The 11,641-nt window shown below is 72.0% G+C and carries 9 protein-coding genes and 1 pseudogene; 4 read left to right on the plus strand and 6 right to left on the minus strand.

The features are described 5' to 3' along the window. Positions 1–36 precede the first annotated feature (36 nt). From FHS37_RS00450 to FHS37_RS00465, 4 genes are all read left to right on the plus strand, one after another. A complete protein-coding gene (locus FHS37_RS00450) occupies positions 37–1,494 on the plus strand; it encodes a peptidoglycan D,D-transpeptidase FtsI family protein (protein ID WP_184816955.1) in 1,458 nt (485 codons plus the stop codon). 262 nt (positions 1,495–1,756) lie between these two features. After that, on the plus strand, positions 1,757–2,362 hold the full coding sequence (locus FHS37_RS00455; protein ID WP_184816956.1) for a SigE family RNA polymerase sigma factor: 606 nt from the start codon (positions 1,757–1,759) through the stop codon (positions 2,360–2,362). After that, entirely contained in the window at positions 2,359–3,246 is an 888-nt protein-coding gene (locus tag FHS37_RS00460) for a hypothetical protein (RefSeq protein ID WP_184816957.1), read from the plus strand. The genes FHS37_RS00455 and FHS37_RS00460 overlap by 4 nt, the downstream gene beginning before the upstream one ends. An 84-nt stretch (positions 3,247–3,330) precedes the next feature. Further along, positions 3,331–4,161 (plus strand): pectate lyase, encoded by an 831-nt coding sequence (locus FHS37_RS00465; protein WP_184816958.1) that lies wholly within the window; start codon positions 3,331–3,333, stop codon positions 4,159–4,161. Between the two features lie 363 nt (positions 4,162–4,524). Here FHS37_RS00465 and FHS37_RS00470 read toward each other — a convergent pair whose 3' ends face one another. The 6 genes and pseudogenes from FHS37_RS00470 to FHS37_RS00495 form a co-directional block, all read right to left on the minus strand. Next, positions 4,525–5,589, minus strand: coding sequence for a dienelactone hydrolase family protein (locus FHS37_RS00470; protein ID WP_184816959.1), 1,065 nt, complete (start codon positions 5,587–5,589; stop codon positions 4,525–4,527). Continuing rightward, complete coding sequence (locus tag FHS37_RS00475; RefSeq protein ID WP_184816960.1) at positions 5,573–6,700, minus strand: pectinesterase family protein; 1,128 nt, start codon at positions 6,698–6,700, stop codon at positions 5,573–5,575. Before FHS37_RS00475 ends, FHS37_RS00470 begins: the two co-directional genes overlap by 17 nt. A 95-nt stretch (positions 6,701–6,795) precedes the next feature. Beyond that, the gene (locus FHS37_RS00480) at positions 6,796–8,139 is read right to left on the minus strand and encodes a pectate lyase family protein (protein WP_184816961.1); all 1,344 of its coding nucleotides are present in this window, start codon (positions 8,137–8,139) and stop codon (positions 6,796–6,798) included. Between the two features lie 33 nt (positions 8,140–8,172). Continuing rightward, positions 8,173–8,970: a rhamnogalacturonan acetylesterase gene (locus FHS37_RS00485; protein WP_184816962.1), complete on the minus strand. Its 798-nt coding sequence runs from the start codon at positions 8,968–8,970 to the stop codon at positions 8,173–8,175. A 144-nt stretch (positions 8,971–9,114) separates the two neighbouring features. Then, a complete protein-coding gene (locus tag FHS37_RS00490; protein WP_184816963.1) occupies positions 9,115–10,476 on the minus strand; it encodes an ABC transporter substrate-binding protein in 1,362 nt (453 codons plus the stop codon). Positions 10,477–10,565: 89 nt separating this feature from the next. Next, positions 10,566–11,618, minus strand: a pseudogene (locus FHS37_RS00495) (pectate lyase family protein); the annotation flags it as partial. Positions 11,619–11,641: the final 23 nt, after the last annotated feature.

The following is an 11,641-nucleotide window of genomic DNA, read 5'->3' on the forward strand; positions in this document are numbered from 1 at the left end:
ACGATCCGGCCGCTCTCGTCCGTCTGTCCGGACGGAATGAACAAGACGATCAGGCGCGCCTCGGTCTTCACGCTGCTCCTGGTGCTCGCCCTGCTGGTCAGGGCCACCTGGGTGCAGTTCTACGAGGGCCGGGCACTCGCGGACGACAAGGACAACCGGCGCAACGCGATTCTGACGTACGCGGAGCCGCTGGGGAACATCGTCGTGGCCGGTGAGTCGATCACCGGCTCGGCGCGGACGGAAGGAGGCGACCTCGCCTACAAGCGCACGTACGAGAACGGCCCGCTGTACGCGGCGGTGACGGGCTACGCCTCGCAGGCCTACGCGCCGACGCAGCTCGAGGGCATCTACGAGGACCTGCTCAACGGCACGGACCCCCGCCTGAGGACGGTGATGGACACCGTCACGAACCAGCGGGCCGAACCGGGCAGCGTGGTGACGACCATCGACCCCGAGGTGCAGAAGGCGGCGTACGAGGCGCTCGGCGACAAGAAGGGCGCGGCGGTCGCGATCGACCCGGGGACGGGCCGGATCCTCGCGGCCGTGTCGACCCCGTCCTACGATCCCACGTCGCTGACCGACGCCAACACCGCCGGCGAGGCCTGGGAGAGGCTCACCGAGGACCCGGACAAGCCGCTCGTCAACCGGGCGCTGCGCCAGCCGCTGCCGCCGGGTTCGACGTTCAAGCTGGTGGTCGCGGCGGCGGCGCTGGAGGACGGGCTGTACGCGTCGGTGGACGAGCCGACCGAGAGCCCCGACCCGTACACGCTGCCGGGCACGGTCACGGACCTGACCAACGAGAACCCGGACGCGCCCTGTGAGAACGCCACGATCCGGGTGGGGCTCCAGTACTCCTGCAACAACGTCTTCGCGAAGCTGGCCCACGACCTGGGCCAGGACAAGGTGCGGGCGATGGCCGAGAAGTTCGGCTTCAACGACGAGACGCAGGACGTGCCGGTGCGCGCCTACACCAGCGTGTACCCCTCGGACATGGTGCCGTCCCAGACCGCGCTGACCGGTATCGGCCAGTTCGACGTCACCGCGACGCCGCTGCAGGTGGCGATGGTGTCGGCGGCGATAGCCAACGGCGGCGAGCTGGTGTCGCCGCACATGGTCGCGCAGATCACCGACAGCGGCGGCGACGTGCTGAAGGACTACGACGACGAGGCGGACACGAAGGAGGTCGTCAGCTCCTCGACCGCCGAGCAGCTGCGGTCGGCGATGCGGACGGTCGTCGAGGAGGGCACGGGCTCCAACGCGCAGATGCCCGGCGCGACCGTGGGCGGCAAGACGGGCACCGCCCAGCACGGCGAGAACAACAGCAAGGTCCCGTACGCCTGGTTCACCTCGTACGCCGAGTCCGACTCCTCCGGCCGGGAGGTCGCCGTGGCGGTCGTGGTGGAGCAGTCCGACGCGGCCCGCTCGGAGGTCAGCGGCAACGGTCTGGCGGCGCCGGTCGCCAGGGCGGCGATGGAAGCGGCACTCGAGGACTGAACCTCCCGGCCGAGAGGCCGTCCGAACGGACGGGCCGCCCCTTTCCCCCCGGGGGCGGCCCGTCGTCTTGTCCCTCTCCCCGGCACCCCGGTGACGACGGGTCACACGCCGTTCGGCCCTCCGTACGAACTCGTGAACGATCACTGCTACGCTCCGGATCTCGTCCGGCCCACGCCGGATGTTCACATGTCGTCCGGAGGACACGCACAGCCACGCAGGCGCCCCTCGGGCGCCCGAAGCCGCTGCGAGGGGAGGGAGGCCCATGGGCACCGTCGTCGACGACACCGCCTCCGTGGAGTTCCACGCCTTCTTCGAGCGCCACTACGCCGAACTGTCCCGGCTGGCCAACCTGTTGACCGGTGAGGCGGACACCGCCGACGATCTGGCGGCGGACGCGCTGCTGGCGCTGTGGCACCGCTGGGACCGGGTGCGGGCCGCGGACCATCCGGTGGCGTACGCCCGGGGCGTGGTGGCCAATCTGGCCCGCACCCGGATCCGCAGCGCGGTGCGCGAACGGCGCCGGATCGCGCTGTTCTGGTCGCAGCGCGAGGAACGGACCGAGAATCCCGACGTGGCGGGCGTGGTGGACGTGCAGGAGGCGCTGCGCCGGCTGCCGTTCCGCAAGCGGGCGTGCGTGGTGCTGCGGCACGCCTTCGACCTGTCGGAGAAGGACACCGCGCTGGCCCTGGGCGTCTCGGTGGGTACGGTGAAGAGCCAGACCTCGAAGGGGATGGCCGAGCTGCAGCGGCTGCTGGGCACGCGGGAGGTGCCGCAGCGGGTGCACGCGGCGGTGGGGACGGCCGCCCGCGGGGATGCGGCCGAGGGCATGCGGAAACGCTCCGGCAAGGTCGAGGGAAGGGACCGGTGACGATGCGGCGGGACGTGCACGAGGAGCTGCGCGCCCGGCTGCAGGAGGCGGCCGGGGCGCACGAGCCCGACCGGGAACGCATGCTGGCCCGGATCGAGCGCGGCATGGCCGGCCCGGCCCGCCCGGACCACCGCGCCCGGCGTCCGCCGGTGTTCGGCTGGGTCCGGGTGGCGAGCGCGACGGCCGCGGTGGCCGGGGTGCTCGCGGTGGGCGGTTACGCCGTCGCCTCCGCGGTGAAGGGCGACGAGGCCCCGGAGCAGCGGCACGTGGCCGTCTCACCGACGCCCACGCCCACACCCACGCCCTCCCCGGAGGCGACGAGCAGGAAGCCCGCGCCCCCGGTGGAGCCCTCGCCGGACGCCTCGGACCGGCCCCGGGACACCGGCACCGCGCCCGCCGGGACGCCGAGTGCGTCCGGCACCACCCGGCCGCCGGCCGGGGTGGAGGACGGGCCGTTGTGGTCGGACGGCTCGGTGGACCCGCACAGCAACGAGTTCTGGGCGCAGAGCAACGTCACCCTGAAGACCGCCGAGCGGCTGACCGCGCTCACCGTGGAGCTGCGGATCGCGCAGACCGGCGGGGTGTCCTCCACCGGCGCCTGGCGTTCGCTGCCCGAGGACGACTTCGGCCTCACGGTGGAGGAGCGGGACGGCTTCCTCGTCTACACCTGGACGCTCCGGAAGGGCCGTACGGTCCCACCGGGCGAGTGGGTGTTCGCGGGGCAGTACGACCACGAACGCGGCGGCCGGGACGCCGCGGACGACCGCTACGCCGCGACGGCCGCCACCGGCTCGGAACGGCTCGGCGTGGGCGGCGACTTCGCACGCCAGGGCGACGAGGACGCGGCGGACGGCGGGGATTCGGACGGCGACGAGGACGCGTAGAGAAAAATTCCCGGGACGCGGCAACCCTTCCCGCGGCGGTGGCGACCAAGAGGCGCAAAGATCCTCCCCACGCAAGGAATGGGCATGACTGCACGAGCCGAACAGCGCGTCTCCCACCGTCGCCGGACCGCGAGGAAGCGGGCGGTGATCGCCGGAGTCTCCGCGCTCGGCATCACGGGTGCGGCGATCGTCACCACGACGATGCTGTCCACCGCGGGCGCCGCCTCGGCCTGGCCCGCGGACACCGGCGGCAAGCCGGTGTCGAAGACCGTTCCGGTCTCCGGCGTCTACGACGGCGGCATGAAGAAGTTCTACGGCACCGGCGCCCTGGGCGGCGACGGCCAGGACGAGGGCCAGGACCCGATCTTCGAACTGGCCGACGGCGCCACGCTGAAGAACGTGGTCATCGGCACCCCGGCCGCCGACGGCGTGCACTGCAAGGGCAGCTGCACGCTGCAGAACGTGTGGTGGCTGGACGTCGGCGAGGACGCCGCCAGCTTCAAGGGCAAGTCGTCGTCGGCCCAGTACAAGGTGATCGGCGGCGGCGCGAAGAAGGCCGACGACAAGGTGCTGCAGTTCAACGGCGCCGGCACGCTGACCGTGAGCGGCTTCCGGGTCGAGGACTTCGGCAAGCTGGTGCGCTCCTGCGGCAACTGCAAGACGCAGTACAAGCGCACGATCGTGCTGAAGGACATCGACGTGGTCGCGCCCGGCAAGTCGCTCGTCGGCATCAACACCAACTACGGCGACACCGCCACGCTGTCGCAGATCCGCATCCAGGGCGACAGCAAGAAGAAGATCAAGACCTGCACCCGCTTCCAGGGCAACAACTCGGGCAAGGAGCCGAAGGACCTCGGTTCCGGCCCCGACGGGAAGTACTGCAGGTTCTCGGCCTCGGACATCACCTACAAGTGATCCCGCCGAGCCCGTGACCGACTCCGGGCCGCCGTCTCGACGTCCGGCGGCCCGGTCCCGGTGACGCCCGAACCCCCCTCGGGCGGCCGGGCCCCGGCCGGCCGGACCCCCATCCGGACGGCCGTCGGGACGCCCTCGCCGGCCCACACCCGGCGGGGGCGTCCTTCCTGCCCCGGCACTGACGCGGGCCGAACGCGGGCAGGCACGTGCTGACCTCCGCGATCGGCGGGAGGGGCCCGCGCGACCCGTCCTCCGGCTGCCCGCGGCACGGCACCGTCGAACCGGTCGCCGGCACCGGAGCCGGTCCGGCCGGTGCGGCCGGTGCGGCCGGTGCGGCCGGTGCGGCGCCGGGCCGCGCCCGGCTCACAGGACGGCGTCGAGCCAGGCGTACACCTCGTCCTGCATCGCGGTGTCGAAGACGTGGCCGCGCTCCGGCCACGTCTTCAGCCGCAGCCGTTCCCCGGCGCGGCGCGAGCGCCAGACGGCGCGCATCTTCTCGTACGCCACCCGCACCCCGTCGGCGGGGAACAGGGCGTCCCGCCCGCCGTGGAAGAACAGCATCGGCCGGGGCGCGGCGATGCTCGCCACGTCGGGGAGGTCGAGGTGCCGGGAGAGCCCCGGGTGGAGCATGTGGAACGCCGACTGGCCGCGCAGCGTGTTGTTCCCGGGGACCATCATCTCCTTCAGCCCCGTCATCCAGCACACGCTCGCCGCGGCCGCGATGTGGTCGCTGAGGGCGGCGACCTGCCAGGCGCGGTAGCCGCCCATGGAGAACCCGACGGCGGCGACCCGGCGCCCGTCCACCCGGTCCAGGCCCGCCAGGAAGGCGGCGGCCCGCTGGTCCTCGCGGGCGTGGAGGCCGGCGAGCGAGGAGCCCAGGTGGTAGAGGGTGCTCGCCAGCGCCTGCTGCTGTTCGTAGGCGAGGGGGCCGCGGTCGCCCCAGCCGAGGGCGTCCAGGCACAGCACCACGTATCCGCGCCGGGCGAGTTCGTCCCCGACGAAGCGGCCGCCGAAGCACCGGTCGGCCCACTCCAGGGCGGAGGCGAGCCGGGTGTCGTCGTACCAGGGCCGGACGGCCTTCTCCTTGCCGATGTCGAACCGGGAGCCGTGGTCGTGCAGCAGCAGCACGGCCGGGAAGGGCCCGGTGCCCCGCGGGGTGAGCAGGGCACCGCGGACCCGTGCGTAGCGGGTGAGGGAGACGGTCACCAGCTCGCGGGTGAAACCGCCGGCCGCGGACCCGTGCGTGCGTTCCGGCGCGTACGGCACGCCGTCCTGGCGGGGGACGACGAGCAGCTCCTCGACCTTGGCCCGGGCCGCCCGCCGCCACGCCTCGAAGTCCCGGACCGGCGAGGCGCCCCAGGCGAGCGGGAAGGTGAGCTCGTCCTTGAGCGCCGGGTGGAAACCGGGCAGGTCACCGGCGGCGGGCATACGGCCGCCAGTCGCCGAGGTACGCCTCCCGGGTGTGGGACGCGGCCTGCGCGCGGGTGAGCTGGGGCCGGTTCTCGGGGACGGTGATCACGGCGCCCGGTCCGGTGTTGCGGTACTCGGCGAAGCGCTGGTCCTGCCACGGGTAACCGCTCGACATGTCGGTGTACGGGGCGACCGCGTCGATGCCGGCGCCGAGGTGGGTCTCCCGGACGGTGAGCATCGGGCGGGCGGTGCGGTCGGAGCTGGGCACCCAGGGGCGGGCCAGCTTGTAGTAGCCGTCGGGGGCCTCGCTGCTGATCCGGCTCCTGGTGACCAGGTAGCCGCGCGGATTGGCGCCGGCCGTGGAGGGCGCGAAGACGAAGCCGTACGGAGCGCCCGTCAGGTCGGGGCGGACCAGGGTGCGGAAGTGGCAGTGCGCGAAGACGGCGGTGGCCCGGCCGAAGACGAAGTCGACGTCGCCCTCGACGTAGCAGTGGGAGAAGTACTGGCGGGCGAAGGTGTCCAGGGAGAGCGAGTCCGCGTACAGGGTGTCCTGGTGGCCGAGGAACCGGCAGTGGGTGAAGGCGCTGCGGTCGCCCTGCACCTTGAGGGCGACGGCCTGGGTGCCGCTGGTCCCGGGGTGGTCGGCGCGCAGCCAGTCGTTGGCGAAGGTGATCCAGCGGGCGGTGAAGCCGTCGGGGCGCAGGGTGGTGGTGGCCGAGCCGGAGGTGCCGTGGGTGCCGCCGCCGGGCTTGGGGGTGCCGGCCGCGTTGTCGAAGACGACGACCACGTCACGGGGGTCCTCGGAGGCGCCGAGCCAGGTCATGTCGGTGCGGTCGGCGTCGACCGAGACCGTCTCGCGGTAGGTGCCGGGGGCGATGACCAGGGTGTGCCCGGGGCCGGCCGCGGCGGTCACGGCGGCCTGGACGGTGGTGAAGTCACCGGCGCCGCCCGGATGGACGTACAGGGTCTTCGCGGTCAGGCGCGCGGCCGGTGAGCCGTACCGGCCGAACGGGCGGCGCGGCCGGTGGTCGGCCGGTGCGGCCTGCGCGGTGGCGGTGGACAGGGCGAGCGCGCCGCCGGCCGCGGCGCCGGCGAGCAGGAAGTTCCTTCTGGACAGGGGCGGGGTCATGAGGGTGCTCCTTCGGTGACGGGTGCGGGTCCGGGGCGGTCCGCACCCCGCAGTGGGGGTGGGGAGCGGACCGCCCCGGCCGGTTCTCGGGGGCGTCAGCGGATACGGCCCGCGCCCGCGAAGTGCTTGACCAGCGCCGGGACCGCCCACGCCGGGTGGACGGCGGTGCGCAGGGTGGGCGTCCAGCCGGCGCCGGAGCGGAGGGCCTCCGCCGGGATCTCCGCGTTGTGCACGGCGATCAGGTCCACGCGCTCGCCGTTGACCCGGTTGTTCGCGGCGGTGAGCGGCGAGTCGTTCCACCTCTTGAGGATCTTCGCCGGGCTGATGCCCTCGGGCAGGGTGAACGCGTTGTGCTCGGCGACGAGCTGGGACTCCTTGCCGATGCCGAAGCTGTAGGAGTAGCCGGCGTCCGCCACGAAGTGGTTGTTGTACACGTCGACCTGTCCGAAGCGGACGCGCGGCGCGCGCTCGACCAGGTTCGAGAACAGGTTGTGGTGGAAGGTCGCCTTCAGCTTGCCCCGGTCGCCGGCGGCGGTGGACTCGCTGTCGCTGTTGCCGATCAGGATCGTCTTGTCGTGCTCGGTGAAGACGTTCCAGGAGGCGGTGACGTGGTTGGCGCCCTTGACGATGTCCAGTTCGCCGTCGTGCTGCTGGTAGAGCATGCCGAAGTGGGTCGGGGCCTCGCTGTCGGGGTGCTCGCCGTCGGTGAAGGTGTTGTGGTCCAGCCAGACGTGGGTGGAGCCGTGGACGACGGCGGTGTCGTACTCGGAGTTCCAGTTGCCCTTGTCGCCGTCGGTCGGGTCCCACTGGGGGAAGCAGTCGATCGGGCTCTCCAGGGTGAGGTTGCGGACGATGACGTTGTCCACGCCCTTGATCTGCAGGCTGGCGCCCTTGATCCCGGCGTTCCTGCCGACGCCGATGATCGTGGTGTTGGCGGGGATGTCCGCCTTGATGGCCGTGTCCTGGCGGGCGGCCGAGGCCCTGCGCAGTCCTTCCGGGCTGTCGTCGGGCTCGGCGCTCAGATCCTGTTCGAGCCCCCAGGTCCGGGGGGCGTACTTCTCCAGGTAGGCGTCGAAGTCGTACCCGGGCACGGCGAACGCCTCGCAGCCCTCGGAGACCGCGTCGATGGTCCCCTTCACCTTGATGATCTTCGGTGCGTCGCCGCCGTCCGCCAGGGCGGCCTTGAACCCGGCCCAGTCCGTCACGGTGTACACGTGCTCGGCGTCCGCGGCGGCGCCCCCGGTGGTGCCGGTGCCGTAGGAGGCCCAGCCGTCGTTCGGGGCCAGCGTCTGCCGGGCGGGGTCACGGTGGTGGGACGGGCCGTGCGACGGGGAGTGCGCCTGGGCTCCGGTGCCGGTCAGGGCGAGCACGAGGGCGGTGCAGCCGGCCAGCGAGGCGGCTCTCACTGTGGCATGGGCATGCCAGTTCGGTCTGTTCATGGTGCGGCTCTCCTCGATGGGTTTCAGGGGGTGTTACGCGGTGGCCTCCGGCCAGGTGATCCACGCCTCGGGGACCTCCCCGTCCAGCCGGCGCACGTCGCGCGGCGCGAGCACCCGGGTGCGCAGCAGCTCCCGGGCGACCAGCCGGGCCACGGCGATCGCACCCGGCGGGTTGAAGTGCGTGTTGTCCTGCTCGGCGGGCGTCCAGTTGAAGTACTTCTTGGTCTCCTCGGCCCCGAGTTCCTGCCACAGCGCCAGCGACAGGGCCTGGACGTCGAGCAGCGCCACCCGCTCCCGACGCGCCAGCGCCCGCATCGCCGCCGGGTACTCGCCGTGGCTCGGCACGGCGACGCCGGCCGCGTCGAACCGCCGCCGCTCCACGGGAGTGGCCAGCACCGGCCGCGCCCCGCGGGCCCGCGCCCCGTCGACGTACAGCCGCAGGTGCTGCTGGTACGTCGACCAGGGCTCGGTGTAGCGGCTCGGATCGGTGGCCTTCTCGTCGTTGTGCGCGAACTGGATCAGCAGGAGGTCCCCGGGCCGGACGGCGGACAGGATCGTCTCGAGCCGCCCCTCGTCCACGAAGCTCTTGGAACTCCGCCCGTTCACGGCGTGGTTGGCGACCTCCAGGTCCCGGCGGAGGAAGAAGGGCAACGCCATGCCCCACCCGGTCTCGGGAGCGGCGTCGGCGTACTTCTGCGCGGCGGTGGAGTCGCCGGCGATGTAGAGGGTCCGACGGTGGCGACCGCCGGCCCGGGCGGTGCCGGTCGCGGCGAACGCCAGCGGGACGGCGGCGACGGCGGCGGAAGTGACCTGCCTTCGGCTGAGTGACACGCCTGTGCCTTTCGACGGGGCGACGGGGGACTTGCCTGGGGGCGGGGCCGCACCGGTCCGCGGCCCCGCCACGTGGGCGCGGCCGGCAGGGGGCGGCCCACGGCCCCAGAGCACGGGCCGCCCCACGGCCGGACCGCACCGGTCTCAGCCCATCTGCTCGTCCCACTCGGCCTGGGCCTCGTTCAGCTGCTTCGCCAGCGTGTCCAGGAAGTCCTTCGCGCTCATGTCCCCGTTGAGCACCTTCTGGAAGTTCGGCTCGTTCTCGGCCTTGGAGATCGTGTTCCAGTCCGGCAGGTAGTACGGCAGCTGGACGATGGTCGTGGACCCGTCGTTCAGCGCGTCCGCGGCCAGCTTCGTCGGCTCCGCCTTCGCGATCCACCCGTCCTTCGCCGCGTCCGTGTTCGACGGCACCTGCCCGGCCGACTCGTTGAACTTCGAGTTCGCCTCGTGCGAGGTGGCGTACTCGATGAACTTCCAGGCGGCCTCCTTGTTCTCGGAACTCCTGAACAGGCCGAGCCCGTCGACCGGGTTGGAGACCTGGACCCGCTTGCCGCCGGGGCCGGTGGGCTGCGGGATGCCGCGGAACTTCTCGGTGCCGAGCGCCTTCACGTGGTCCTGGTAGGACCCGAGGTTGTGGTTGACCATGCCGATCGTGCCGGAGTCCCACTGCGCGACCATCTTGGTGAAGTCGTTGTTCAGGTCGGCCGCGGGGGTGACCCTCTTGAACAGGCCCGCGTACTTCTCCAGGGCCTCGACGTTCTTCGGGTCGTTGACCGTGGTCTTCTTGCCGGTGGAGTCCCAGAACGTGGTGATGCCGGACTGGCCGTACATCGCGTCCAGGGCCTGGGCGATGGAGCCGGCGCCGCCGCGGATGGTGTAGCCGAACTCGTTCTTGCCCTTGTTCGTGAGCTTCTCGGCGGCCTCGTAGAAGCGGTCCCAGCTCGTCGGCTCCTCCAGACCCGCCTTCTCGAACAGGTCGGTGCGGTAGTACAGCACGCCGTTGTTCGCGGAGGTGGGGATCGAGTAGAGCTTGTCGTCGCCGCCGCCGGCGGCGCGCAGCGACTCGACCATGTCCTTGTTGAGCTTGCCGTTCAGGGACGACTTCTCCAGGCGGTCGTCCAGCGGGTCGAGCGCCTGCTGCGCGGCGAAGCCCGCGAGCATGGCGGCGCCGACGCCGCCGACGTCCGGCAGGCCGCCGCCCTGGATGGCGGTGTCGACCTTGGACTGGTACTCGGTGGAGGCGATGCCGACGTACTCGACGTCGATGTCCGGGTTGGCCTTCTCGAAGTCGGCGATGATCTCCTTCCAGATGTCGGTGCGGACACCGCCGTTGTTGTCCCAGAAGACGATCTTGCCCTTGCCGTCGCCCTCGGCGCCCTTGTCGCCGCCCGCTCCGCTGCCGTCGTCGCCGCAGGCGGTGGCGGTCAGGGCGAGCACGGCCCCCAGGGCGACGGCGGCCGATGCACGGCGTCCGCCGGTGTTGCTTCTGCGATTGCTGATCTTCATTGGTCGGCTCTCTTCTTCTGGATCCAACGGGATGTGGCGTTGTGGGGGAGTCGGTCGTGGTCGTTCCTCGGTGCGCGGACGTGCGGTCAGGTCCCGATCCGCGGCTGCGGGCCGGAGAACCGCTGCACCAGTGCCGGTACGGCGGACGCCGGGTCGAGCCGGTAGGCGTAGAAGTCCCGCGGGTCGAAGGCGTCGCCCCACGCCTCGTGCCGGCCCGTGGTGTTCTTCAGGATCGAACCGCGCTGCACCAGCTCGGCCGTGGCGTCGGCCTGGTAGGGGTGCTGGACGTCCCGGTAGTAGCTGTTCTCGATGACCATGCGGGTCCCGCCGCGTGCCCAGTTCCCGTACGTCCACACGGGGTCACCGGGATCGGCCTGGGCGGTCAGGTAGTTGTTGTAGAGGTGGGCGTAGGCCGCGTTGTCCACGGACGGGTTGCGCTGCTTGGTGTTCGCGAACCAGTTGTGGTCGATGGTGATCTGCGTGCGGACGTCGTCCGTCCAGCCGATCCCGAACGTCTTGTTGTTGTCGGTGAACCGGTTGTAGGAGACGGTCACGTACTCGCTGTCCTTGCGGATGTCGAGCTGTCCGTCGCAGATGTTCGCGAAGCGGTTGTGGTCGATCCAGACGTGGTGGACCGTGTCCATCTGGACGCCGTCGAAATCGGTGCCCTTGCAGTCCCAGTCGCCCTCGACCGCGGAGTCGCGGATCGTCAGGTTGCGGATGATCACGTTGTGCGTGCCGGGCTTCAGGTGGAACTCGCCCTGCACCAGCTCGCCGCCGGTGCCGGCACCGATGATCGTCTTGTGCGACGCGACGGTGATGCCCGCGCCGAACGGCCGGGCGGTGACGGTGCCCGCGACACGGATGACGTAGGGCTCCTCGGCCGCCGCGTACCGTTCCAGCGACGCCTGGTCGGTGACGGTGACGACCTCGCCGCCCGCCCCGCCGGTGGTGCCGCCGGCCAGCGAGGCGAAACCGTGCGGGGTGTCGCTCCACCGGCCGGGCGCCTCGGGTGCGGGGGCCGCCTCGGCGTCCCCGACCGCCCCGAGCCCCAGCGCGGTGACGAGGCCGAGCACGGCGGCGACCACCCTGCCGCGTCCCGGTGCCGGGGCCGGCAAGCGCTTGCTATGGAGATACGTCATTGTGGCTCCCAACAGGCGGACGG

Origin of the sequence: Streptomyces griseomycini (genome assembly GCF_014203535.1) — a bacterium.
Lineage (GTDB): Bacteria > Actinomycetota > Actinomycetes > Streptomycetales > Streptomycetaceae > Streptomyces > Streptomyces griseomycini.